The following is a 24,240-nucleotide window of genomic DNA, read 5'->3' on the forward strand; positions in this document are numbered from 1 at the left end:
TTCAACCGAACATTCAACGTCTCCCCGACAGCGAAGGCTCCGCATGAAAATCCACGAGTATCAGGGCAAAGAGCTTCTGAAGAAATTTGGCGTCACCGTTCCGCGCGGCATCCCCGCGTTTTCGGTAGACGAGGCCGTCAAGGCCGCTGAACAACTGGGCGGTCCGGTTTGGGTCGTAAAAGCCCAGATCCACGCGGGCGGCCGCGGCAAGGGCGGTGGCGTCAAGCTTGCGCGATCCATCGAGGAAGTGCGTACGCTGGCCAGCCAGATCCTGGGCATGCAGTTGGTCACGCACCAAACCGGCCCCGAGGGCCAGAAAGTGCGCCGCCTGCTGATCGAGGAAGGCGCCGACATCAAGAAGGAGCTGTACGTCGGCATCGTCACCGACCGCAGCTCGCAGCGCGTTTGCGTGATGGCTTCCAGCGAAGGCGGCATGGAGATCGAAGAGGTCGCCCACGCCACCCCCGAGAAAATCCTCAAGGTGTTCGTCGACCCGGCAACCGGCTTGACCACCGAGGAAGCTTCGCAGCTGGCCCGTGGCATCGGCGTTCCCGAGGCTTCGGTTGCCGACGCGGCCGAGCAGATCCAGAAGCTGTACACCTGCTACGTCGAAACCGACGCCGACCTGGCGGAAATCAACCCCCTGATCGTCACCGGCGCGGGCAAGATCGTCGCGTTGGACGCCAAGTTCAACTTCGACTCGAACGCCCTGTTCCGCCATCCCGAAATCGTGGCATACCGCGACACGGATGAGGAAGATCCGGCCGAGATCGAGGCCAGCAAGTTCGGCCTGGCATACATCCAGCTCGACGGTAACATCGGCTGCCTCGTCAACGGCGCCGGCCTGGCCATGGCCACCATGGACACCATCAAGCTGTTCGGCGGCGAGCCGGCCAACTTCCTCGACGTCGGTGGTGGCGCCACGGCCGAGAAGGTGACCGAGGCCTTCAAGATCATGTTGAAGAACCCCGGCCTGAAAGCCATCCTGGTCAACATCTTTGGCGGCATCATGCGCTGCGACGTCATCGCCGAAGGCGTGATCGCCGCGTGCAAGGCCGTCAGCCTGAGCGTACCGCTGGTGGTGCGCATGAAGGGCACCAACGAAGAGCTCGGCAAGAAAATGCTCGCCGACTCCGGCCTGCCCATCATCAGCGCCGACACGATGGCCGAAGCCGCCACCGCCGTCGTGGCCGCTGCCAAGAAGTAATCGTTGCGCTCAGCAAAGGATATTAAGGACTCGAAATGTCGATTCTGATCAACAAAGATACCAAGGTCATCACGCAGGGGATCACCGGCAAGACCGGTCAATTCCACACCCGCATGTGCCGCGAGTACGCCAACGGCAAGAACTGCTTCGTGGCCGGCGTGAATCCCAAGAAGGCCGGCGAAGACTTCGAAGGCGTGCCCATCTACGCCAGCGTGGCCGAGGCCAAGGCTGCCACCGGCGCCACCGTGTCGGTCATCTACGTGCCGCCCGCGGGCGCTGCCGCCGCGATCTGGGAAGCCGTCGAGGCCGACCTGGACCTCGTGATCTGCATCACGGAAGGCATCCCCGTGCGCGACATGCTGGAAGTGCGCAATCGCATGCGTGCTCAGAACAAGCGCACGCTGCTGCTCGGACCCAACTGCCCGGGCCTCATCACGCCCGACGAAATCAAGATCGGGATCATGCCCGGCCATATCCACCGCAAGGGCCGCATCGGCATCGTCAGCCGTTCGGGCACCCTCACGTACGAAGCCGTGGCGCAGGTCACCGAGCTGGGCTTGGGCCAGTCGAGCGCGGTGGGCATCGGCGGCGACCCGATCAACGGCCTCAAGCACATCGACGTGCTGAAGATGTTCAATGACGATCCCGACACCGACGCCGTCATCATGATCGGCGAAATCGGCGGTCCGGACGAGGTCAACGCCGCCCAGTGGGCCAAGGACAACATGAAGAAGCCCATCGTCGGCTTCATCGCGGGCGTCACCGCACCTCCCGGAAAGCGCATGGGTCATGCCGGCGCGCTGATCTCTGGCGGCGCCGACACGGCGCAGGCCAAGCTCGAGATCATGGAAGCCTGCGGCATCAAGACCACCAAGAACCCGTCCGAGATGGGTAAGCTGCTCAAGTCCGTGCTGTAAGCGACCGCACGTGACGGGCGCGGCGGGCCTCGCCGCGCCCGTTGCCGTTTGAAGGAGGTTGGCGTGAAATCCGGCTCGATGGCCTTCATCCCGGTCCTCGTTCAAATGTTGTTGATGTTGGTTTTTGGCATCAGTGTTCCGCCTGTGATGGTTGGCGGTGGCCGTTGGTCCAGATGGATCGAGTGCCGCTTGCCATGGGCGTCGTGGCGGTGCCGATGCCTCGGTGCAGCCTAGGCAATCACCCGGCTTGACGGCTGTGTCACAACTTAGTCATCGTATGCCCCGCCCAGCGAAGAGCGTAGGGCGCATTCCCGGGGTGGGGGGCGTTTCCCGAACGCATGGGGGAGGGCTTTCCGGACGTGCATGGGATACAAAGAAATTGGAAGGGCCGGTTTTCGATGAAATGCGGCTCGTCCGGATCTATCTAAGGGAGCTTATACGTGCTTGAATTTTTCCAGACGCTCAGCTGGGCGGCGGTACTCCAAATCATTCTGATCGATGTTCTGCTTGGCGGAGACAACGCGGTCGTCATCGCAATGGCATGCCGCAACCTGCCTCCCAAGCGTCGCTTGCAGGGTATCTTGTGGGGAACGGCGGGGGCGATCGCATTACGGGTCGTGCTCATCGCATTTGCAGTCACGATGCTGCAGATCCCGTTCCTGAAAGTGGTGGGCGGTTTGCTGTTGTTCTGGATCGGCATCAAGCTGCTGGTGCCCGAGGATGAGTCGCACGACAACATCGACGGTGGCGCCACGCTGCTGAGCGCGGTCAAGACCATCATCGTGGCCGACTTCGTCATGAGCCTGGACAACGTGATCGCCATCGCCGGCGCCGCCCAGCGTGCGGACGAGGCACACCAGCTTGGCCTGGTCATCTTCGGCCTGCTGGTGAGCGTGCCCATCATCATCTGGGGCAGCACGCTGGTCCTGAAGCTGATCGACCGCTTCCCCATCGTGGTCACGTTCGGCGGGGCGCTCCTGGGGTGGATCGCCGGCGGCATGTTGGTGACCGACGTCGCGGTGCAGAACAACCTCATCCAGCCATCGTCGCTCGCACAGTACAACACTCAGATCACCTACGCTGCCGAAATCGTGGGTGCGCTGATCGTCGTTGCCGTGGGCACGTGGCTGGCACGGCGCAAGAAGACCGAGGCTGTCGAGCAAGCCTGATCGCAGTCTGCGGCACCTGGCGTGCCGCTTCGCCGACGACGCCCTGCCTGGCAGGGCGTCGTCATTTGTAGGGTATGAATCCAAGTTGCATCGCCCACAGGCGGTGCCAGAGGTGGTTATGCACGGAAGAGAAAAGGGATTGACGCTGATGCAGTTGCTCGTGCTGATCGGCGTGGCGGGGGTCGCGATTGCGGTGGCGGTGCATTACCTGCGCTGATCCCTCCTGGGGCCAGCGCAGGCGATTCGCCGTCACCCGCTATTGCGCAGGCCGGCGGCAATTCCATTGATGGTCAGGTGAATGCCGTTCTGGGTCCTGCCTGCCGACTCGCTTTTGGCGTGTCCCCGCCTGGCGCGTTCGGCGCGATAGCGACGCAGCAGCTCGATCTGCACGTGATTGAGCGGATCGATGTAGGCGATGCGGTCGCGTATCGAGCGCGCGAGGGAGGGATTGTCCGCGAGGAGCTGGCGGCGGCCGGTGATGAGCTTGAGGGCGCTCATCGTCCGTTTCCATTCGTCGCTAATGGTGCTGAAAATCCGCTTGCGCAGCGCCGCGTTCGGCACCAGTTGCGCGTACCGGGAAGCGATGACCAAGTCCGTCTTGGCCAGCACCATTTCCATGTTCGAGAGCAGCGTGCGGAAGAATGGCCATTCGCTGGCCATGGCCTGCAAGTGCTGCACGCGCGCGCGGCGGGTTCCTTCTCCGTGGCGCAGATATTCCTCGATGGCCGAACCCATGCCGTACCATCCCGGGAGCAGCAGACGGCATTGTCCCCACGAGAATCCCCAGGGGATGGCACGCAGGTCTTCGATGCGGTTCGTGGCCTTGCGCGAGGCAGGGCGCGAGCCGATGTTGAGCTCTGCGATCTCGAAGATGGGCGTGGACGCAAAGAAGTAATCGGCGAATCCCGGCGTTTCGTACACCAGTGCGCGGTACGCCGCCATCGCGGTTTTCGACAGGCGATCCATGGTCGGACCATACGTGGCGAATAGCGCATCCTCGGCCGAGGCGCTTTCCGTGCTGTGGGCCAGGCTGGCCTCGAGCGTTGCGGCCGTCAGCAGCTCCAGGTGCCAGCGGCCGATGTCGGCGTCTTTGTATTTGCTCTGAATGACTTCGCCTTGCTCGGTGAGGCGTATTTGCCCCGCCACGGTGCCGGGCGGCTGCGCCAGGATCGCGTCGTAGCTGGAGCCGCCACCGCGGCCCACGGTGCCGCCGCGGCCGTGGAATAACCTGAGCCGTACCTTGCGCGCCGCGAACACTTCGACCAACGCACGCTCGGCCTGATAGAGCGACCAGTTCGAGGTGAGGTAGCCGCCGTCCTTGTTGCTGTCGGAATATCCCAGCATGACCTCCTGAACGCCGCGCTGGGCGCGCTTCACGCGGGCCCGGACTTCCGGCAGGTCCAGGAACTGCGCCATGATGCGGGGCCCCTCTGCGAGGTCGGGAATGGTCTCGAACAGGGGCACGACCATCAAGCCCTCGCCTTCCGCCGGGGGGCGATCCCGGTTGCCTCCGCTTCCGGGGGCGATGAGCCCGGTTTCTTGTTGCAGGAGGAGCACCTCCAGCAGGTCGCTCACGGATTCGGCATGGGAAACGATGGCGTGGAGCACCGCTTGTGTGCCGAAGCGCTCGCGAGCTTGCGCAGCGGCGCGGAAGATCTCCAGCTCGCGCGTCGTTTCTTCGCTGTACGAGATCCAGGGGGAAACCAGCGGGCGGGGCTGGGCGAGCTCTCGTCGTAGGAGCGCAATGCGCGCCGCTTCGTCCAGGGCCGCGTAGTCGGCTTCCACGCCCGCGCGTGCCAGGAGTTCGGCCACCGTGCGTTCGTGTACGTCGGAACTTTGGCGCAGATCGAGGGTGGCCAGGTGGAAACCGAACACTTCCACGGCTTGCCGTAGCCCAGCCAGGCGTAGCCGGGCGACGGGAGAAGCATGGTGTTCGTCGAGCGACTCCGCGAGAATGGCGAGGTCGGCAGCGAATTCGCTGGGGCGCGCGTAGGGCGGGGCCGGCTGGGCTTCCCGCCGGGCGAGCTCGCGACCGGTCAAGGCGCGCGCCGTGGCGGCCAGGCGAGCATAAACGCCGATCAAGGCGCGCCGGTAGGGTTCGTCGCGGCGATGCTCGGAAACGTCGCCTCCCTGTTCGGCCAGCGCCAGCAAGGCACCGGTGGCCGGGGTCAGCAGCGAGCTCATGGAGAGCTCGGCGCCCAGGGCGTGCGTTTCGTCGAGGTAATACTCGAAAACCGTTGCGCTTTGGCGCAGTAGCGCCAAGTTCAAGGTCTCTGCGCAGACGTTGGGGTTGCCGTCGCGGTCGCCTCCTATCCAGCTGCCCATGCGCAGGAAGGCCTTGAACGGATCGGGCAGGGGGCCGAACGGATCGCCCGGTTCTCGGCCCAAGAGGCGCGATAAATGCGCGTAGAGTTGAGGGATGACCGGCAGGAAGGTGCTGCGGTAGTACGACAGCGCGTTCTCGATCTCGTCGGCGACGGTGAGACGGGAGTTGCGCAGCATGCGCGTCTGCCACAAGGTCGCGATGCGGCCCAGCAACGCCAGCGTCTGCTCGAACGCTTCCTCCGTCGAATGCGGCAGGTCCCGGCCCTGCAGTAGGTGGGCGATTTCCTTGTGCACGTCCAACGTGCTCTTGCGCTGCACTTCCGTCGGGTGTGCGGTCAGCACCGGCGAGATTAGTGCGTCGTCCAGGAGTTGGCGCATCCGTGCCTGGCTGACCCCGGCCGCCCGCAGGCGTGTCACGGCGTCCTGCAGGCTGCCGCGCGCAGGTGCATCCTGCCGCAGGAGGCGGGCGCGCCGGCGGCGGTTCTGGTCGCGGTCTTCCGCGATATTGGCCAGGTGCAGGTAGTAGGTGAAGGCGCGCACCACGGAATTGGCTTCATCGGGCGTGAGCTGCTTGAGGCGCCTTTCCAGCGCACGGCCATCGCTGGCGTTGCCGTCGCGCCGGAACCGCACGGCCATGCGGCGTACGGTTTCTATGGTGTCGAATACGCCGGCGCCTTCGCTGGCGCGGATGACGTCGCCTAGGAGCCGGCCAAGTAGTCGAATGTCGTTGCGTAGAGGAAGATCGGGGTCGTGAGGCGAGGAAGTCATGTCGCGTCGAGCTTGTGTCGTCGTTGGCATGGGTGGCTGCATGGGCTGGGTGAGGCGCGACGGCAAGCATGCCACGAAAAGCGGCGCCGCATCGAATACTTCTATAATTTCCCGGGCATGGCCGCATGCGCAAACGCCCGTCCCCACCTAGCAGAGACTTCCCTTTGAATACCGATCGCTTGATCATCGCCACGCGCGAAAGCCAGTTGGCCCTGTGGCAGGCCCAGCACGTCCAGGAGAAGCTGCGCGCGCTGTATCCCCAATGCCGCGTCGAGCTGCTCGGGATGACGACGCGCGGCGATCGCATTCTCGACCGTACGCTGTCCAAGGTCGGCGGCAAGGGCTTGTTCGTCAAGGAGCTGGAAACGGCGCTGCTGGACGGGCGTGCCGACCTCGCCGTGCACTCGCTCAAGGACGTGCCGGTGGATCTGGCTTCCGAGTTTGCGCTCTGCGCCGTCATGGAGCGCGAAGATCCGCGCGATGCGCTGGTGTCGCCGCGCTATGGCAGCTTGGCCGAGATGCCTCCGGGTGCGGTGGTGGGCACGTCCAGCCTGCGACGCGAGGCGCAAGTGCGGGCGCGCTATCCGGAGCTCCAGGTCAAGCCCTTGCGCGGTAATCTGCAGACTCGCCTGGCGAAGCTGGATCGCGGCGAATACGACGCCATCGTCCTGGCGGCCGCGGGGCTGCGGCGCCTCGGGCTGGGCGATCGCATCCGCATGCTGCTGTCGCCGGACGACAGCCTGCCTGCCGCCGGACAGGGCGCGCTGGGCATAGAAATCCGCGCCGACCGGGAGGACCTGCGCGCCTTGCTGGCACCTCTCACCCACGCGCCGACCATGGCGCAGGCACTCGCCGAGCGCGCCGTGTCGCGACGGCTGGGGGGATCGTGCCAAGTGCCCCTCGCTGCGCACGCGGAAACGCAAGCAGACGTCCTGCGGCTGCGCGCGATGGTGGCCATGCCTGACGGCACCCGTTTGGTGCGCGCCGAACGGGTCGGTCCCGTTTCACAGGCGGAAGCCTTGGGCCTGGAAGTGGCCGACGATCTCTTGCGGGCCGGAGCGGCCGAACTGCTCGCTGCTTTAGGCTGATCCATGTTTTCGTTGCCCAGTGCGCCGACTGTCGTCCTGACGCGCCCCGAAGGCCAAAACGAAAGTTTGGCGAGGACGCTGGCGGCGCGCGGCTGGCTGGTGCTGGATGCGCCGGCGCTGCGCCTGACGCCGCGGGAAGGCCCAGCACCCGACCCAGCGGATTTCGGGCTCGTCGTATTCGTCAGCGGCAACGCGGTCCGCTTCTTCCTGGACAAATGGCTGGCATCGGCCGGCCCCGCTTGGTCTTGGCCGCGGCACGTCGCGGCAGCGGTGGTCGGCCCGTCCAGTGGCCGGGCCTTGCGTGCCCATCCTGCATTCGGCGCGGCGCCGCGGGTCATCCAGCCGGCCGACGATAGCCCGCAGTTCGATTCCGAGGCGCTGTGGCAAGTGCTGGCCGCCGACCCTTTGCCCGCCAGGGCGTTGATCGTGCGCGGTGGCCGCGAGGGCGGGCAGGGCAGCGGTCGCGAATGGCTGGCGGAGCGCTTGCGCGAGGCTGGCGTCGTGCTCACTGTCTATGCGGCCTATTGCCGGCAGCCGCACGTCTGGTCGCCGGAACTGCTCGCGGCGCTACGGGCGCTGGCCCGGCAGGGGCGGCCCGTGACCTGGCTGCTGACCAGTGCCGAAGGGGTGGATGCCGTGCGTGCGCAATTGAGCGAGCATGGCCTGCTCGACTGGTGGGCGGATTGTCGCCTGATAGCAACCCATCCGCGCATCGCCCGGCATCTAATAGCAGTGCTCGGCCAAGCCAGGCCGGAGCGCGGCGAACCGCCAATGTTACAAACTTGCGCGCCCAGGGATGAGGCCATCCTGGCCGCGATAGAATCGGTGTCATGACTGCATCCGAGAACGCTCCTCCCGCTTCCCAGGGTTCCGCGCCCCACGAATCCCGTCCGGCAGCCGAGCGCGCCAACCGCCTCCCGAAGGGGCGCTCCCACCGTTCCTTCCCTTGGCTCGGCACGGTGCTGGCTTTCGCACTGATCGTGATCGTGGTGCTCGCGGCCGCATTGTGGCGCCAGCAGCAGCTGGTCGATGCCATCGGCCGCGAATCTGCCCGCCGCTTCAACGAAATCGATTCCTTCGCCCGGGAGGCGCAAGCACGCGCGCGCCAAGCGCTGTCCGTGGCACAGGGGACGAACGACCGGCTTGCCGTGCTCGAGTCCAAGGTCTTGGAGTCCCAGAGCCAGCAGGCTGCGCTCGAGCAGCTCTACCAGGAACTGTCGCGTGGCGAAGATGAGTGGATCCTGATCGAAGTCGAGCAGGCGCTTTCCATCGCCGCACAGCAGCTCCAGCTGGCAGGCAATGTGCAGAATTCCATCGCCGCGCTGCAAGTGGCCGACGCCCGGCTGGCGCGCGCCGATCGTCCCCAGTTCGCGGCGGTGCGCCGGGCCATCGCGCAGGACCTGGAGCGCCTGCGCGGCCTGCCGTCCATCGACGTCGCAGGCTTGGTGGTCAAGCTCGACCAGCTGATCGCCTTGCTCGACCGCCTGCCGCTGCTCTCGACGGTGCAGCCTGCCGAACCAGATTCCGCCCAAGCTCGACCTGCCGAGCCTGCCGAGCCGCAGCCTGCCGTGGAAGATGAGCGTTGGTGGAAACCGGCTTTCGCCTGGTGGGCGTCGCTGCGCGACAGTTTCATGCACGACCTGCGCGACCTGATCCGCATCCGTCGCATCGACAAGCCCGAAGCGCTGCTGGTTTCGCCCGAGCAAGGCGCCATCGTGCGCGAGAATCTCAAGCTGCGCCTGCTCAACGCCCGGCTCGCCCTGCTGTCGCGGCAGGAGCAGGCGTGGCGTGCCGACCTGGATGCGGTCTCGCAGGCGCTGCAGGCTTATTTCGACCCTGCCGCTCCGGCGACGCGGAACGCGATGGCGCTGCTCAAGCAGATACGCGACACCGACATCACCATCGAACTCCCCACCCTCAACGATAGCCTTGCGGCGGTGCGGTCGGTGTTGCCGCGCAGCGGGGCGCAGGGCGCGCAGAGGTAGACATGCGCACCTGGTTCTGGACACTGCTGTTGCTGGTTGCCGCCGTGGGCGTCGCGGTGGGGCTGCGCTATCACTCGGGCAACGTCGCGCTGCTCTTGCCTCCTTACCGCGTGGAGCTGTCGGCCAGCTTGGCTGCGTTGATCCTGGTCGTCTTGTTTGTGGTGCTGTACGGCGCGTTGCGGGCCATAGCGTGGACATTGCAATTGCCCGTCCGGGTGCGCCGCTGGCGCGAGCGTCGCGCGCTTGCCCAGCAGCAGGAGCTGCTTGAGCGGGGCTGGATCAACCTGCTGGAAGGGCGCTACGCAAAGGCCGAGTCCGACATGAGCCGCGTGGCTGGCCAGACCGATGTTCCTTCCCGCAGGGTGCTGTCCAGCCTCTCTGCGGCCCGCGCGGCACACGCCATGCAAGAATTCGAACGGCGCGATGCGCTGATCGCGCAGGCGCGCGAGGCGGCCGGGAACGACGCATCCCTGACGCCGGCAGTGACCATCGTCGAGGCCGAGATGTTGCTCGACCAACAGCGGCCGGAAGAGGCATTGGCCTTGCTGTCGCAGCTCCATGAAAACGGGCCGCGCCATTTGCATACGCTCAGGCTGATGCTGCGTGCGCATCGCGACCTGGGGCATTGGGGTGAGGTGCTCAAGCTGGCGCGCAACTTGTCCAAGCGCAACGCGCTGCATCCCGTCGCAGGCAGCCGCATGATCGCCCAGGCGGCAGCCGAGCTGCTGCGTTCCGCCAATGACCCTGGCGCCCGGCGTGCCATCTGGAAAGACTTGAAAGACGATGAGCGCGTGCTGCCGGAGGTGGCCCTGGCGGGTGCCGCCGTGTTCGAGGCGGACGGCGACGAGCTGCGCACGCGCACAATTCTCGAAAATGCGCTCGACGCGCAATTGACGCCGGAGCTCTTGCGGGCTTATGCGCGCTGCAGCCCAGACCAGATCCAGCCGCGGCTGGAAAAAGCGGAGGGCTGGCTGCGCGAGTCTCCGAACGATCCCGACTTGTTGCAGGCGCTCGGCACGCTTTGCCTGTGCGGCCGCCTGTGGGGGCCGGCCCAACGTTATCTCGAGCGCAGCCTGGGCGAGCGTGACGACCCGCGCACTCACGCCTTGCTGGCGAGCCTGTACGATCGTACCGATCGCGCTGCGGAAGCCGTGCGTCATTGGCGGCTAGCGACCGAGGGCATGATAGGCGTGCCCGTGCTCAAGGCCGACGACGCGGTGCTGTTCGGGCCGACCTCGGCGAGCCCGCAATTCGAAAGCGAAGAGGCCGTCGCGCCCGATCGCGCCGCCGGACTGTGATCCGGCGTCCAACCCTCCATGCTGGCTGCTCGCGGCCGGTCCGATTTTTTTGTCCTACGTTTTAGTCTGTTATGAATCTCGATCGAGTCGGTCCCGGCAAGAAGGCGCCGGAAGAATTCAACGTCATCATTGAGATCCCGATGAACGCGGATCCGATCAAGTACGAAATCGACAAAGAGACCGGCGCGCTCTTCGTCGACCGTTTCATGATGACGGCCATGCACTATCCGTGCAATTACGGCTATGTGCCGCAAACGCTGTCCGACGACGGCGATCCCGTCGACGTGCTGGTCATCACGCCGCATCCCGTCGCAGTGGGCGCCGTCGTGCGGTGCCGGCCCATCGGGATACTCAACATGGACGACGAGGCGGGTGGCGATGCGAAACTGCTGGCCGTGCCGGTGGACAAGATCCTGCCGATCTATCGGGACTGGCAGAAACCTGAAGATCTCCCCCCCGAGTACCTGCTGCGCATCCAGCACTTCTTCGAGCATTACAAGGACTTGGAGAAGGGCAAGTGGGTCAAGGTCAAGGGCTGGGACGGCCCCGATGCCGCCCGCCAAGAGATCTCGCAGGGCATCACCCGTCACCAGCAAGCCGGCAAGTAAAGGCCGGCGCGCCGGTGCGAAGCGCCGAGGTGGCAGGCTTCGCGCCCATCCCGACGCACTCCCGCGAACCCGCTCGATGGGTGCGCGGGAGTTTTTTTATGCTTGGATGGCCGGAGCGTGGGGAAGGGTAAAGCGCAGGGTCGCGCCTTTGCCGGGCTCGCCGTGCGCGACGATGCGTCCGCCGTGGCGTTCGATGATGCGCCGGCAGTGGGCCAGCCCGACGCCGGTGCCGTCGAAGTCCCGGTTCGAATGGAGGCGGTTGAACATGGTGAAGAGTTTGCCCGCGTGCCGCATGTCGAAACCGGCGCCGTTGTCGCGTATGTTGATCGCGGTCGCTTGGTCGTATACGTCGGCCCAGATCTCGATGAGCGGATCGGGGGTGTAACGGGTGAACTTGATCGCGTTGTCGATCAGGTTCACCAGGACCAGGCGGATGAGATTGGGATCAGCGAAAACCCGCGGTAGCTCGTCGATACGCCAGGTGATCGAGCGGTCGCCGAGGTTCGCGCTCAATTCTGCGCGGATTTCTTCCACCATGGGGCCCAGCGGCCAGAGGGAAGGCACGATGCCCGCGCGCCCGAGCCGGGAGAGCTCGAGCAATGCGTCGATGGTGCGGTTCATGCGCTCGGCCGTGGTCAACAGGGCGGACAGCATGGGCTTGAGGTCGCTGCCAGGCTTGTCCGTCTTGCGTAGCATGATGTCGGCCGCCGACATGATTTGGCGCGCAGGGGCGCGCAAATCGTGGCTGACCGAACTGGTGAAGGCTTCTAGTTCTGCGGTGCGCTCGGCCACCCGCAATTCCAGGGTTTCATTCAGCTGGCGTATCTTGTCTTCGTGCATGCGGCGCTCGGTTACGTCGACGCAGAACAATTCCACGCGCTGTTTACCGTCGCGGGTGACGCTGATCGCGGCCAGCTCGATGTCCCGCTTCTGGCCGTCGAGCGCGACGAGCCGGTACGGCTTGAACTCGGCAAAACCTGGAGCCTGGGAGAGATCGTTGATGCGGCGGCGTACTTTTTCGCGGTCTTTCTCGATGATGAAATCGGAGAAAGACCGCCCGATGACGCGGCCCGGCCAGTCGGCCGAGAGCATCATCTGCGCGGCAGGATTGGCATAGATCAACAGGCCGTCGACATGGCTGAGAATGCCGATGGGCGCATGCTCGATCACGGCCTTGTACATCGATTCCCGTTCGACGAGTCCGTGTTGTGCCCGCACGGTGTCCGTCACGTCGACCAGCATCATCAGCGTCGCTTTCGCCGTTCCCTCTTCGCCCTGGTGAGGCGAGAGGAAGACGTCGAATTCGCGTTGTACGTTGTCAGGCGTCGTGAAGGGCAGCCGGAAATTCACCGCGTCGCCGCGCGAGGCCCGCTCGAGTGGGGCGGCGAAAAGCGACGCGGCGCGGCGGGGCCAAAGCTCCCGGACCGTCCGGCCCAACACGATGGCGGAGGATTTGTCCAGTAGCCTGAGGTAAGGAGCGTTGGCGTAGGTGAGGATGCCATCCTCGTCAGCGATCGCGATCGGGTGCGGCAAGGCGTCGAGCAAAGGCTCTAGGCGCGCTGCCGGTTGGCGCGGCGCGGCCCGTGCGGCGTGGCCCGCTGCTTCGACGATGGCGGCTTGCAGGGCGGGCAGGCACAAGTGGACGATGGCGACCGACAGCAGGGCAGTGATGGCGAACAGTGGGGCCGGCGGTATGTCGGGCATGCGCCAGACGAGCGGCACCGGGCCCATGATCGCGCGCCAAAAGTCGAGCAGCGACGTGAATACTACGCATGCCACGACCAGCAAGGCCGACTCGCGCAGCGGAAGGATGATGGCGCCGACCACGAGTGTCGCGATCAGCGGCAAGGCGATCGGCCAATGCAGGCCGCCGGTGACGGCGCAGGCCAGGAGCGCAAGGATCGAGAACGAATAGACGAGGCGGCGTCCGCGCAGGCGGGGCCGAGCCATGCGCGACGCGGGGGCGGCATCGCGCGCATCGTTCCCATGCAGGCTCGCTCGGTCGGCGGACATCGGGGTTGACGCTATCAACTGAAATAAAAAGTTACGTTTTTACGTTGAGCGCGCCATTGTACCCGCGTTGGGCAAAGACGAAAAATCCTGGGGCGGGCTTAGCCGGCAGCCGTTTCCGAGGTGTCCGTCAGGCGCGTTTCGATGGTTGCAAACACGCGTGCCGAAGCCCCCTTCGCTTCGAGCGCGAACAGCAAAAGCGAATGTGCCGTGACTTGGTAAACGTCGCCGGCACTGAATACGGGTAGGTCTTCCCGTACCGGCATATTGGTGTCCAGCAGGCAGGTCCAAACGTCGGGTCCTGGTACGTCGGGGAGCGTGAAGTTGACGGCGTCGTGATGGGCGTTGAACACCAACAACAAGGTTGCATCCGAAGCGGGGCGCTTGATGCCGGTCGCTTGCGCACGGCCGTCGATGAGCATGCCGAAGCAGCGCATGGACTCATCTGCCCATTGCTCGCCCGTCAGGGGCGTGGCGGCAGGCGAAAGCCATTGGACGTCGGTGACGTCCAATGCCTCATTGTACTCGCCTGTCAGGAAGCGGTTCCGCCTGAGCACCGGCAGGCGCCGCCGCAAATAGGTCAGCTTGCGCACGAACTCTTGCAGGGCGCGTCCGGCATCGTCTATCCCCTCCCAGTCCACCCAGCTGATTTCGTTGTCCTGGCAGTAGGCGTTGTTGTTGCCGCGCTGCGTTCGTCCGAATTCGTCGCCGGCAAGCATCATGGGCGTGCCTTGCGACAACAGCAGCGTCGCCAGCATGTTGCGCTTCTGGCGTTCGCGCAGGGCCAGGATGGACGGGTCATCGGTCGGCCCTTCGGCACCGCAATTCCACGAGCGGTTGTCGGAATGGCCGTCCCGGTTGTCTTCGCCGTTGGCTTCGTTGTGTTTCTCGTTGTAGGAGACGAGATCGTTCAAGGTGAAGCCATCGTGCGCCGTAATGAAATTGACGCTGGCCCAGGGTTTGCGCCCGCGCCGATTGAATTTGTCGCCCGAGGCCGTGATGCGGGTGGCAAAGTCTGCGGCAGTTCCAGGGTCTCCCTTCCAGAAGCTGCGCACCGTGTCGCGGAAGCGATCGTTCCATTCCGCCCATCCCGGTGGAAAGCCGCCCACCTGATAGCCGCCCGGCCCGCAATCCCAAGGCTCCGCGATGAGTTTCACGCTCGAGAGCACAGGGTCCTGGCGGCAACTGTCGAGGAATCCTCCCCCTTCGTCGAAGCCATGCGTTTCACGGCCGAGTATGGTGGCTAGGTCGAAACGGAAACCGTCCACCTTCATCTCAGTGGCCCAGTAGCGCAGGCTGTCGGTAACCATTTGCAGCGTGCGGGGGTGGCTCAGGTTCAGCGTGTTGCCAGTTCCCGTATCGTTGATGTAATAGCGGCGCTGATCGGGCAGCAGCCGGTAGTACGAAGCGTTGTCGATGCCTTTGAACGAGAGCGTCGGGCCGAGCTCATTGCCCTCGGCCGTGTGGTTGTAGACCACATCCATGATGACTTCCAGTCCTGCGGCGTGGAAGCGATCCACCATGCTCGTGAATTCTTGCACAGGATGGCCGGCGAAATAGCGCGGGTCTGGTGCGAAAAATCCGAGGGTGTTATAGCCCCAATAATTGGTCAGTCCTTTCTCGAGCAGGTGATTGTCGTTGACGAAGGTGTGCACCGGCAGCAGTTCGACCGACGTGACGCCAAGGCTGCGTATGTAGCCGACGACTTCCGGATGCTGCAATCCGGCGATGGTTCCGCGCAACTCCGGCGGAACGGCCGGATGCAGCTTGGTATAGCCTGCCGCGTGCAGCTCGTAGATCACCGTCATGTCCCAGGGGACGCGTAGCCGGTCCGGGCGCTCGCCGCTGGCGCTGTCCACCACCATGCATTTGGGGACGAAAGGCGCACTGTCCCGCTCGTCGAAGGACAAGTCGCCGTCCGGGTCGCCGATACGATAGCCAAAGACTTCGGGTGCCCATTGCAAGTGTCCCGAGTGCGCCTTCGCATACGGGTCGAGCAGGAGTTTGTTGGGGTTGAAGCGATGGCCCTCGTCCGGAACGTAGGGGCCGTGCACGCGGTAGCCATACAAGGTTCCGGGTTGAAGGCCGTGCAAATAGCCGTGCCAGATTTCGTCCGTGAACTCTGGTAGTTCTATCCGCTCGATCTCGCGGCCGCCTGCGTCGAACAGGCAGAGCTCGACCTTTGTCGCGTGGGCGGAGAACAGCGCGAAATTAGTGCCCTTTCCATCCCACGTCGCTCCCAAGGGATAGGGGCGGCCTTCGGCGAGCCGGTATTGCCCGTTTGCCATGTGCTTCTTCCGCGGTGAGCTGACCCATAGCATGCTACAGGCGCGGGCCGGCGTCTCCTACGGCGAGGTAAAAAAAGTAAGCGAAACAAGGCAGGCTTGCAGGTCAGGCGTGGAATCGCTCGGCCGTCAGTCCGTCCAGGTCGATCTCGGGCGTGCGGCCCGATACGATGTCGGCCACGATCTTGGACGTGCCGCACGACTGGGTCCAGCCGTTGGAGCCGTGTCCGCTGTTCAGGAACAGGTTGCCCCACCGGGTGCGCCCCAGGATGGGCGGGCCGTCCGGCGTCATGGGCCGCAGCCCGGCCCAGAATTCCACCCGGCTCCAGTCCAGGCCATGCGGGAATAGCTCGCGCACGACGCGGGTCAACAAGGCCTGGCGCGCGGGATCGAGAGACAGGCCATAGCCCGTGAGCTCAGCCATGCCGGCAGCGCGGATGCGATCGCCCAGGCGCGAGATCATGATCTTGTAGTGCTCGTCCATGACCGCCATGCGAGGCACCGCATCGGGCTCGGACACGGGCACGGTGATGGAATAGCCTTTGAGCGGATAGACCGGCAGGTTCAGGCCGAGCGGGCGCAACAGGAAGGGAGCGTAGCTGCCCAGCGCGACGACGTAGGCATCGGCATGCAGTTCACCTCGAGACGTGCGGACCGAGGCGATGGCGTCTCCGGCGTGGACCAGGGACTGGATTTCGACGTTGTAGTGAAACGCGACCCCGCGCTGTTGCAACAAGCCCGCGAGGCCGACGGCGAACTTGTGGCTGTCGCCGGAAGCATCCGCCGGCAGGTGCAGGGCGCCTGACATCGTCGCCTCGCTGTGGGCCATGGCCGGCTCGACAGCAGGGATCTCTTCGGGGGCCAGGATCCGCCAGGGCACGCCGTATTCTTCCAGCGTCTTGGCCGCAAGTCGGCCGAGGTCCAGTTCGGCTTGCGTACGAAAGACTTGCAGCACGCCACCCTCGTGGAAGTCGAACGAGGGAATCGGTTCGCTGGCCGCGATCTCGCGCAAGCAGCGCAGGCTGTAATGCGCGACGCGCTGCATGCGCAGCTTGTTGATGCGGAAGCGCTCGGCATTGCAATTGCGCATCCATTGCAGCACCCATGCGACCTTGTGCGGTTCGGGCAGGGGGGAGAATCGGATGGGGGAGTTGGGCTGCACCGACTGCTTGAGCACCTTGGCGATCATGCCGGGTGCAGCCCAGGGGCCGGCGAAGCTGGGGCACAATCCGCCGGCATTGCCGTAGCTGGTCTCGCGGCCGGGGCCGGGCTGGCGGTCGACCACCGTGACTTCGTGGCCGCTTTTCCAGAGGTAGTAGGCAGTTGCGACGCCGACTACCCCGGCGCCCAGCACGAGAACCTTCATGAACGCTGTGCGTATTTACTCGACAGTGATGTTGGCGGCGTCGATGATCTTTTGATAACGCGCCATTTCAGCATCGATGTACTTGGCGAAGTCGGCCGAGTTCTTGTAGGCCGATTCGAAGCCGAGGGAGGCCAGGCGCTCCTTGACTTCGGTCGAAGCCATGATCTTGGCCGAAGCAGCGTCGAGCTTCTTCACGATCTCGGCCGGCACCTTGGCGGGCGCCCACAGGCCATACCAGGAATAGAACTCGAAGTCCTTGAAGCCGGATTCGCGCATGGTCGGCACGTCGGGCAGCAGCGGGCTGCGTTCGCGGCCGGTCACGGCCAGGGGGCGCAGCTTGCCGGCCTTCACGTGCGGCAGCGACGAGAGCATCGGATCCATCATGGCCGAGACTTGCCCGCCGACCAGGTCCTGTAGCGCGGGGGCGGCCCCCTTGTACAGCACGATGGGGATGTCTTTGGTCAGGTTGGTCTCGTGCAGGAACAGGGCCGCAGCCAGGTGCCCGGCCGAGCCGAAGCCGCTGGTGACGAAGGTGTACTTCTTGGGTTCGGCCTTGAGCTTGGCGGTGAATTCCTGGACGCTGTTGGCCGGAACGTTGGGGTTCACGCTGAAAATCAGCGCGCCTTGCGCCAACATGCTGACCGGGGCGAAGTCCTTGACAGCGTCGAACTTGATGGTTTTCTTGTACAGCAGCGGGTTGATGGCGTGGATGGACGCGTTGAAGTAGAGCGTGTAGCCGTCCGGTTCGGCGCGCGCGACGTGAGCGGCTCCGATCATCCCCGAAGCGCCAGCGCGGTTCTCGACCACGACGGACTGCTTGAGTTCGTCCTTGAGCTTGTCCGCGAACAGGCGCGCGGTGCTGTCGACCGCGCCGCCGGGGGCGTGGGGGACGACGATAGTGATCGGGCGGTTGGGATAGTCCCCTTGGGCCAGGGCGGGAGCGGCGAACGTGGCGGCGCCTGCGAGCCCGGCGGCCGCGAGGGCGGTGTTCAGAAAACTACGGCGGGTAAAGCGGTTCATGTTGTTCCCCATATTGCGAAAAGCAAATTGTCTCCGTTTTTCTTAGATTTTTGAGTTATTAGAAAATGCTTGTTTCAGGGTGTAAGCCCAACGTGCTTCTCCCGCGGGCAAACCCGGCGGTCGCCAGCCCTGCCTTTCGGCGTTGACCTGGCACGGAGCGAGGCTCGCGCGCGTTCCCGGACAGGTCAATACGTCCCGGGATACCCGCCGCCGTCGATCAGGATGCTCTGCCCCGTGATGTAGCCGGCATGCGCCGAGCAGACGAAGGCGCACAACGCACCCAGCTCTTCGGCGCGGCCGTAGCGTCCGGCAGGATTGTTGCGCCCTCGTTCTTCCCACAGCTCTTCGAAGGTCTTGCCGGTATCGGCGAGCATGCCCTCGATGTGACGACGCTGGGCGTCGGTGGCGAATACACCCGGCAGCAGGTTGTTGATCGTGACGTTGTGGCGCACCGTCTGGCGCGCCAGCCCGGCGACGAAACCCACCAGCCCGGAGCGGGCGCCGTTGGAAAGCCCCAACTCGACCTGCGGCGTTTTCACGCTGCGCGAAACGATGTTCACGATGCGGCCGAACTTGCGCTCGATCATGCCGTCGACGGTGCGCCGGATCATTTCGATCGGCCCCAGCATCATCGAGTCCAGCGCCTGGATCCAGTCGTCGCGCGACCACTTGCGGAAGTCGCCGGGCGCCGGACCGTCGGCATTGTTCACCAGGATGTCAGGCGCGGGGCAGGCCGCTAGTGCCGCGTCGCGGCCTGCCTCGGTGGTGATGTCGGCCACCGCGAACGTGACCGGGTTGCCGGTCTGCGCCGAGATCTCGGCCGCAGCTTGTTCGAGCGTGGCGAGCGTGCGCGCGGCGATGGTGACGTGGACGCCTTCCTTGGCCAGCTGGAGCGCGCAGGCGCGCCCCATGCCGCGGCTTCCGCCGAACACCAGCGCCTTCTTGCCTTGGATGCCGAGGTCCATGAACCGTTTCCCGTGAGGCTTAGGCCGACTTCAGCTCGGGTGAGCTCCAGCCGTACTTCTTGTCCAGCTCGAGTTCGCGGACGATGCGCAGGCCCTTTTGCAGCGCTTCGGGCGCCAGCGCCTTGAGCGGCTTGCGCAGGTCGCCGGCGGGCAGGCCGACGGCCTTCATCAGCGACTTGATCGCGACCGGGTTGATCGCGGAGTAGGAGAAGTGCAGCATGGGCAGCATGTGCAGGTACATGTCGCGGAAGGTCACCGAAACGTCCGGGGTCTTCCAGGGGGTGGAGATCACGGCGATCTCGGCCGGTGCGATGTTGCCGGTCATGTTGGCCGTGCCGTGTCCGCCCAGGCTCATCGTGGGCACGACCAGCCCCAGGTTGGGCGAGTCGCAGCACATCACCGAGACGTCGGGGCGCGCACGCAGCACTTGCGCGACCTGCCCCACGCGGGTGGTCGATTCCTTGTGCACGACGTAGTTGGGGTGTTTGAAGATGCGCAGCAGGTTGTCCCAGTGCAGGTCGGTCTTCACCCGCGGCGGGTTGTTGTAGATGCCCAGGGGCAGGTCGGTGGCGTCGGCCACTTCCAGGAAATAGTCCTCGATGTCGGACTCGGAGCCGCAGATATAGGCAGGCGCCGCCAGGATCGCGCCGTCGGCGCCGTTGGCGTGCGCAAAGCGCAGGTAGTCGATGGTCGTGGCCGTATTGTTGCCGGTGCAGCCGTAGAAGAACTTCATCTTCCCGGTCTTCATCTTGGCGGTCTCGACGATGATTTGCTGGCGCTCTTGCTGCGACAGCATCGACACCTCGCCCGTCGAGCCCATGATCAGGACGGCGGCCGTGCCGTTGTCTTCATGGAACTTCAGCAGCGTGCGGAATCCTTCGAAATCGACGCTGCCGTCTTTGTTGAAAGGAGTGATGAGGGCGACGAACGACCCTTCGATTTTCATCTTGGCCATGGCAATTCCACCGATTCAATAACTGTTACATGATACCCCGCGGGTTGCGGGCCGTCAGGCCCGCTTGCGCATCGCAACCGATTCGACCGCGGCCATTTCCGCAAATCCCCGTTCCAGGTCGGCGATCAGGTCTGCCGGGTCTTCGAGGCCGATGTGCAACCGCAGGGCCTGGCCGGCGTAGGGCCACTTGGCCGTCGTGCGGTCGCCCGACGGGTTGAACGGAATGATCAGGCTTTCATAGCCGCCCCAGGAGACGCCGATCCCGAACAACTGCAGGCTGTCGATGAATGCTTCCACCGCAGCGGGCGACGCCGGCCTGAGCACCATGGCGAACAGGCCGCTCGCGCCCTTGAAATCGCGTTTCCACAGCGCGTGGCCGGGATGGCTCGGCAGGGCGGGGTGCAGCACCTTTTCGACTTCCGGGCGCGTTTCCAGCCACGAGGCGACCTCGACCCCGGATTTCCAGTGCTGGGCGAGGCGCACGCTCATGGTGCGTAGCCCCCGCAGCGCAAGATAGACGTCGTCCGGGCCCGCCGTCTGGCCGAGGTCCTGCGTCGTGCGCTTGACCAGGGGCCAGGTTTCCTGCGTGCAAGTCACGATGCCCAGCATCGCGTCGGAGTGGCCCACGATGTACTTGGTCGCAGCCTGGATCGAGACGTCCACGCCGTGTTCGAAGGGCTTGAAGAACAGGGGGGTGCCCCAGGTATTGTCCATGACCACTTTGGCGCCATGGCGGTGGGCGACGGTCGCGATGGCGGGGATGTCCTGTACTTCGAAGGTCTCGGAGCCTGGGGACTCCACATACACCACGCGCGTATTCGGGCGCATCTGGGCCTCGATCCCGGCCCCGGCGGTGGGGTCGTAAATCGTGGTCTCGACGCCGAAACGGCCCAGCACGCGCGTCAGGAAGCCGCGGGTGGGCGAATAGGCGCTGTCGGTCAGCAGTACATGATCGCCGGCGGACAGCAGGGACATCAGCGCCGTCGTGCAGGCGGCAAGCCCCGACGGGAAGACCTGCGAGCGGTACCCTCCTTCCAGTTCGGCTACGGCCTCTTCTAGCGCGTGGTGCGTCGGCGTGCCGAAGCGGCCGTAGGTCGTGGCGCCGGGTTCGTCGGCCGCGCGCCGCTTTTTCTTGTCTTCCCACTCGGCCATCGATCCGTGCAGGATCGTCGAGCCACGGAAGATGGGGGTGTTGACGAGTCCGGCGAAACGCTCGGGGTGTCTGCCTGCTGTGACCAGTTTGGTCTTTTCGTTCATTGCTGCTGCTGTCCTTGTTTGCAAATGGGCGGAGGACGGCTTGGCGCTCCGCCTCGTCGCAGCGCGGCTCGTCGCCGCGCCAGCATAAAAAGTGTAGGTGCGAAGGGCATTAAATTTTTTTCTTAATCTAGCTGGTTTCCCCGAAAAAAGAGAAAATTATTTCTCTACCAGGATCTAGAATGGTTGTGAATTTCCAATGGACAAAAAAGATAGAAATATCCTTTCTATCCTGCAGGAGGATGCGACCCTCTCGGTGAATGAGATCGCCGAACGGGTCAGCCTGTCGCCCACCGCATGTTGGAAGCGCATTCAGCGCATGACGCAGGAGGGGGTGATACGCAAGCAAGTGTGCCTGCTCGATAGTCGCAAGCTGGGCGTGGGCGTCACCGTGTTCGTGGCGATCAAGACCAACCACCACGATCTCCAGTGGCTGCAGAAGTTCGCGGCCGGCGTCCGGGACATGCCCGAAGTGGTGGAGTTCTACCGGATGAGCGGGGAGATCGATTATTTGCTCAAGGTGGTGGTGCCCGACATCCAAGGCTTCGATATGGTGTACAAAAAGCTGATACAGATCGTGGAGCTGTTCGACGTGAGTTCGAGTTTCGCGATGGAAGAGCTGAAGTACACGACTGCCTTGCCGCTGGACTACGTCTGAGCTCCGCTTTTATTCCGGTGTCCTCATCCGTTCGTGAGTTGTGCCATGCCTGAGACCCAACGTTTTCCCTCCCTGTCGCACTGGGGCGCCTTTACGGCCGTCGTGGAGGGGGGGCGTCTGCGCGCCTGCGAACCATTCCCCCATGATCCCGCGCCGTCGCCCATCCTGCGGTCCATGCCGGGCATGATCCATTCGCCGCTGCGCATCGCCCGGCCTGCCGTGCGGCAAGGCTGGCTGCGCGACCGTGCCCGGTCCGACGGCTCGGCCCGCGGCTCGGAACCCTTCGTCGAAGTGGACTGGGACGTCGCGCTCAAGCTCGTGTCCGAGGAGCTCGCGCGCGTGCGGAGCCAACACGGCGACGCCGCCATTTTCGGCGGCTCTTACGGGTGGTCCTCTGCGGGCCGCCTGCATCATGCGCGCACCCTGACGCACCGTTTCCTGAACGCCGGCGGGGGCTGCGTGATGCAGGCGGGCAATTACAGCTGGGGCGCCGCGCAGTTCCTCCTGCCGCACGTGATAGGAACCTATGCGCCCGTGACCGGCCGCGTCACCGACTGGAAGAGTGTAGAAGCGCATACGCGGCTGTTCATCGCCTTTGGCGGGCTGCCCTTGCGCAATACCCAGATCACGTCGGGCGGCGCGGGCGAGCATTCGACGCCGCGCTGGCTCGAGCGCGCGCGCCGCGCCGGCATCGAATTCGTCGTCATCAGCCCGACGCAGGCGGACGTACCGGACGGCTTGCCGGCGCGCTGGATTCCGATCAGGCCGAATACCGACACCGCGATGATGCTGGCGATGGTGCATACGCTGCTGACCGAGCAGCGCCATGACGCCGGCTTCGTCCGCACCCACTGCACGGGCTTCGACCGTTTCGCGGACTATGTGCTTGGCAAGGCCGACGGCACGGCCAAGAGCGCCGAGTGGGCCGCCGGCATATGCGGCGTGCCGGCGGACGTCATGCGCGAGCTCGCCCGCCGGGCGGCTTCCGTTCGCACGCTGATCACCTGCACCTGGTCCCTGCAGCGCGCCCATCGTGGGGAACAGCCCTATTGGGCCGTCATCGCGCTGGCCGCGGCGCTGGGGCAGGTCGGCCTGCCCGGCGGCGGCTTCGCATTCGGCCACGGTTCCATGAACGGGGTGGGCAATCCCAGGCCCGGCGTCGCCGCACCTGAAATGAGCGCCGGTCGCAACCCCACCGGCCGCTCCATCCCCGTGGCGCGCATCGCCGACATGTTGCTGCATCCGGGCGAGCCGTTCGAATTCAACGGGAAGCGAGACACCTATCCCGACATCCGGCTGGTGTATTGGGCAGGCGGCAACCCCTTTCATCACCACCAGGACCTGAACCGGCTCATGCGGGCATGGAGCCGGCCCGAGACCATCATCGTCCATGAGAGCTGGTGGACGCCGACCGCCCGGCGCGCCGACATCGTGTTGCCCGCCACGACCACGCTCGAGCGCAACGATATCGGCGGGTCCTCGCGCGACCGTTTCGTGCTGGCCATGCACCAGGCCCTGCCGCCCCATGCGCACAGCCGGAACGATTTTGACATCTACCGCGAGCTCGCCGCCATGGCGGGCTATGAAGCGGCTTTTACCGAGGGGCGCGACGAGTCCCAGTGGCTGCGCCACATCTATGGCGAGCTCGCCGCGAACTGGCGCGAGGCGGGTTTCGATGCTCCTGACTTCGAGGCGTTCTGGCAGGCTGGTTTCCTGGAACTGCCCGAGCCCTCGCGCGAATTCGTCCTGTTCGAGGATTTCCGCCGGGATCCGCAAGCCCACCCGCTCCAGACGCCGTCCGGCAAGATCGAAATCTATTCCGAACGCATCGCTGCCTTCGGCTACGACGACTGCCCGCCGCACCCGGCCTGGGTCGAGCCGGTGGAATGGCTGGGCGCCGCAGCGTCGGCGCGTTACCCGCTGCACCTGGTGACCTCCCAGCCCGGGGACAAGCTCCATTCGCAGTTGGACGCCGGCGAGGTCTCGGTCTCGGCCAAGATCCACGGCCGCGAACGCGTGCACATGTCGGAGCAGGACGCCGTCAGCCGGGGCATTGCGAACGGCGACCTGGTCCGGGTGTTCAACGACCGGGGAGCGTGCATCGCTGCGGCCGTGGTCAGCGCGGGCGTGATGCCCGGCGTGGCCATCATGTCCACGGGCGCGTGGTTCGACCCTGATGGCGCGGCGCTGGATCGGCACGGCAACCCCAACGTGCTGACCGTGGACGTGGGCACGTCGCGCCTGACCCAGGCGCCCAGCGCGTTGTCGGCGTTGGTGGACATACGAAAATGGGAAGGCGAGGTTCCGCCGGTCCGGGCGTTCGAGGTGCCCCAGCTGGTGTGAGGGTGGCGCGGGCCCCTAC

At 65.0% G+C, this 24,240-nt stretch carries 18 protein-coding genes; 10 read left to right on the forward strand and 8 right to left on the reverse strand.

Going from position 1 to position 24,240, the window contains the following annotated elements:
- Window positions 1–43 precede the first annotated feature (43 nt).
- The 3 genes from sucC (at window position 44) to Q0319_RS01985 (ending at window position 3,293) form a co-directional block, all read left to right on the forward strand.
- Complete coding sequence (sucC, locus tag Q0319_RS01975; RefSeq protein WP_296466319.1) at window positions 44–1,207, forward strand: ADP-forming succinate--CoA ligase subunit beta; 1,164 nt, start codon at window positions 44–46, stop codon at window positions 1,205–1,207.
- Window positions 1,208–1,242: 35 nt separating this feature from the next.
- Entirely contained in the window at window positions 1,243–2,124 is an 882-nt protein-coding gene (gene sucD, locus Q0319_RS01980) for a succinate--CoA ligase subunit alpha (protein WP_296466316.1), read from the forward strand.
- 440 nt (window positions 2,125–2,564) lie between these two features.
- On the forward strand, window positions 2,565–3,293 hold the full coding sequence (locus Q0319_RS01985; RefSeq protein ID WP_299450561.1) for a TerC family protein: 729 nt from the start codon (window positions 2,565–2,567) through the stop codon (window positions 3,291–3,293).
- A gap of 249 nt (window positions 3,294–3,542) precedes the next feature.
- Here the strand turns inward: Q0319_RS01985 and ppc are convergent, their stop codons facing one another.
- Window positions 3,543–6,386, reverse strand: coding sequence for a phosphoenolpyruvate carboxylase (gene ppc, locus Q0319_RS01990; protein ID WP_299450563.1), 2,844 nt, complete (start codon window positions 6,384–6,386; stop codon window positions 3,543–3,545).
- 164 nt (window positions 6,387–6,550) lie between these two features.
- On the opposite strand from ppc, the gene hemC reads away from it, so the two are divergent.
- The 5 genes from hemC (at window position 6,551) to ppa (ending at window position 11,365) form a co-directional block, all read left to right on the forward strand.
- Complete coding sequence (hemC, locus tag Q0319_RS01995; protein WP_296466306.1) at window positions 6,551–7,474, forward strand: hydroxymethylbilane synthase; 924 nt, start codon at window positions 6,551–6,553, stop codon at window positions 7,472–7,474.
- A gap of 3 nt (window positions 7,475–7,477) precedes the next feature.
- Entirely contained in the window at window positions 7,478–8,308 is an 831-nt protein-coding gene (locus Q0319_RS02000) for a uroporphyrinogen-III synthase (RefSeq protein ID WP_296466302.1), read from the forward strand.
- Window positions 8,305–9,459 (forward strand): uroporphyrinogen-III C-methyltransferase, encoded by a 1,155-nt coding sequence (locus tag Q0319_RS02005; protein ID WP_296466299.1) that lies wholly within the window; start codon window positions 8,305–8,307, stop codon window positions 9,457–9,459. Before Q0319_RS02000 ends, Q0319_RS02005 begins: the two co-directional genes overlap by 4 nt.
- Before the next feature lie 2 nt (window positions 9,460–9,461).
- Entirely contained in the window at window positions 9,462–10,757 is a 1,296-nt protein-coding gene (locus Q0319_RS02010; protein WP_299450566.1) for a heme biosynthesis HemY N-terminal domain-containing protein, read from the forward strand.
- A 71-nt stretch (window positions 10,758–10,828) separates the two neighbouring features.
- Complete coding sequence (ppa, locus tag Q0319_RS02015; RefSeq protein WP_296466294.1) at window positions 10,829–11,365, forward strand: inorganic diphosphatase; 537 nt, start codon at window positions 10,829–10,831, stop codon at window positions 11,363–11,365.
- 96 nt (window positions 11,366–11,461) lie between these two features.
- Here ppa and Q0319_RS02020 read toward each other — a convergent pair whose 3' ends face one another.
- From Q0319_RS02020 to metC, 7 genes are all read right to left on the reverse strand, one after another.
- Entirely contained in the window at window positions 11,462–13,378 is a 1,917-nt protein-coding gene (locus Q0319_RS02020) for a PAS domain-containing protein (RefSeq protein ID WP_299450567.1), read from the reverse strand.
- 98 nt (window positions 13,379–13,476) lie between these two features.
- Window positions 13,477–15,663 (reverse strand): glycogen debranching protein GlgX, encoded by a 2,187-nt coding sequence (gene glgX / locus Q0319_RS02025; RefSeq protein WP_296470919.1) that lies wholly within the window; start codon window positions 15,661–15,663, stop codon window positions 13,477–13,479.
- A gap of 103 nt (window positions 15,664–15,766) precedes the next feature.
- Window positions 15,767–17,026 carry a D-amino acid dehydrogenase gene (locus tag Q0319_RS02030; protein ID WP_299450570.1) on the reverse strand — a complete coding sequence of 420 codons (1,260 nt, stop codon included), beginning with the start codon at window positions 17,024–17,026 and terminating at the stop codon, window positions 15,767–15,769.
- 15 nt (window positions 17,027–17,041) lie between these two features.
- Window positions 17,042–18,046, reverse strand: a complete 1,005-nt coding sequence (locus Q0319_RS02035) for a tripartite tricarboxylate transporter substrate binding protein (protein ID WP_299450572.1) — start codon at window positions 18,044–18,046, stop codon at window positions 17,042–17,044.
- Window positions 18,047–18,231: 185 nt separating this feature from the next.
- Window positions 18,232–19,011: an SDR family oxidoreductase gene (locus tag Q0319_RS02040; protein ID WP_296470863.1), complete on the reverse strand. Its 780-nt coding sequence runs from the start codon at window positions 19,009–19,011 to the stop codon at window positions 18,232–18,234.
- A gap of 19 nt (window positions 19,012–19,030) precedes the next feature.
- Window positions 19,031–19,966, reverse strand: coding sequence for a 4-hydroxy-tetrahydrodipicolinate synthase (locus Q0319_RS02045; RefSeq protein WP_299450574.1), 936 nt, complete (start codon window positions 19,964–19,966; stop codon window positions 19,031–19,033).
- A gap of 54 nt (window positions 19,967–20,020) precedes the next feature.
- Entirely contained in the window at window positions 20,021–21,223 is a 1,203-nt protein-coding gene (gene metC / locus Q0319_RS02050) for a cystathionine beta-lyase (protein ID WP_299450576.1), read from the reverse strand.
- A gap of 196 nt (window positions 21,224–21,419) precedes the next feature.
- Here metC and Q0319_RS02055 point away from each other — a divergent pair, with 196 nt between their 5' ends.
- Both Q0319_RS02055 and Q0319_RS02060 read left to right on the forward strand, forming a co-directional pair.
- A complete protein-coding gene (locus Q0319_RS02055; protein ID WP_296470274.1) occupies window positions 21,420–21,878 on the forward strand; it encodes an Lrp/AsnC family transcriptional regulator in 459 nt (152 codons plus the stop codon).
- A gap of 45 nt (window positions 21,879–21,923) precedes the next feature.
- Window positions 21,924–24,221, forward strand: a complete 2,298-nt coding sequence (locus tag Q0319_RS02060) for a molybdopterin guanine dinucleotide-containing S/N-oxide reductase (protein ID WP_296470271.1) — start codon at window positions 21,924–21,926, stop codon at window positions 24,219–24,221.
- The last annotated feature ends 19 nt before the right edge of the window (window positions 24,222–24,240 follow it).

This window comes from uncultured Pigmentiphaga sp. (assembly GCF_937950555.1).
Classification (GTDB): Bacteria; Pseudomonadota; Gammaproteobacteria; order Burkholderiales; family Burkholderiaceae_B; genus Pigmentiphaga.

Bases quoted from the DNA above. Each gene is read 5' to 3' on its own strand.
- Q0319_RS02010 (WP_299450566.1), top strand. From the start codon at position 9,462: ATGCGCACCTGGTTCTGGACACTGCTGTTGCTGGTTGCCGCCGTGGGC.
- ppa (WP_296466294.1), top strand. From the start codon at position 10,829: ATGAATCTCGATCGAGTCGGTCCCGGCAAGAAGGCGCCGGAAGAATTC.
- Q0319_RS02060 (WP_296470271.1), top strand. From the start codon at position 21,924: ATGCCTGAGACCCAACGTTTTCCCTCCCTGTCGCACTGGGGCGCCTTT.
- Q0319_RS02055 (WP_296470274.1), top strand. From the start codon at position 21,420: ATGGACAAAAAAGATAGAAATATCCTTTCTATCCTGCAGGAGGATGCG.
- sucC (WP_296466319.1), top strand. From the start codon at position 44: ATGAAAATCCACGAGTATCAGGGCAAAGAGCTTCTGAAGAAATTTGGC.
- Q0319_RS02020 (WP_299450567.1), bottom strand. From the start codon at position 13,378: ATGTCCGCCGACCGAGCGAGCCTGCATGGGAACGATGCGCGCGATGCC.
- Q0319_RS02035 (WP_299450572.1), bottom strand. From the start codon at position 18,046: ATGAACCGCTTTACCCGCCGTAGTTTTCTGAACACCGCCCTCGCGGCC.
- glgX (WP_296470919.1), bottom strand. From the start codon at position 15,663: ATGGCAAACGGGCAATACCGGCTCGCCGAAGGCCGCCCCTATCCCTTG.
- Q0319_RS02000 (WP_296466302.1), top strand. From the start codon at position 7,478: ATGTTTTCGTTGCCCAGTGCGCCGACTGTCGTCCTGACGCGCCCCGAA.
- metC (WP_299450576.1), bottom strand. From the start codon at position 21,223: ATGAACGAAAAGACCAAACTGGTCACAGCAGGCAGACACCCCGAGCGT.
- ppc (WP_299450563.1), bottom strand. From the start codon at position 6,386: ATGACTTCCTCGCCTCACGACCCCGATCTTCCTCTACGCAACGACATT.
- Q0319_RS02040 (WP_296470863.1), bottom strand. From the start codon at position 19,011: ATGGACCTCGGCATCCAAGGCAAGAAGGCGCTGGTGTTCGGCGGAAGC.
- sucD (WP_296466316.1), top strand. From the start codon at position 1,243: ATGTCGATTCTGATCAACAAAGATACCAAGGTCATCACGCAGGGGATC.
- Q0319_RS02005 (WP_296466299.1), top strand. From the start codon at position 8,305: ATGACTGCATCCGAGAACGCTCCTCCCGCTTCCCAGGGTTCCGCGCCC.
- Q0319_RS02045 (WP_299450574.1), bottom strand. From the start codon at position 19,966: ATGGCCAAGATGAAAATCGAAGGGTCGTTCGTCGCCCTCATCACTCCT.
- Q0319_RS02030 (WP_299450570.1), bottom strand. From the start codon at position 17,026: ATGAAGGTTCTCGTGCTGGGCGCCGGGGTAGTCGGCGTCGCAACTGCC.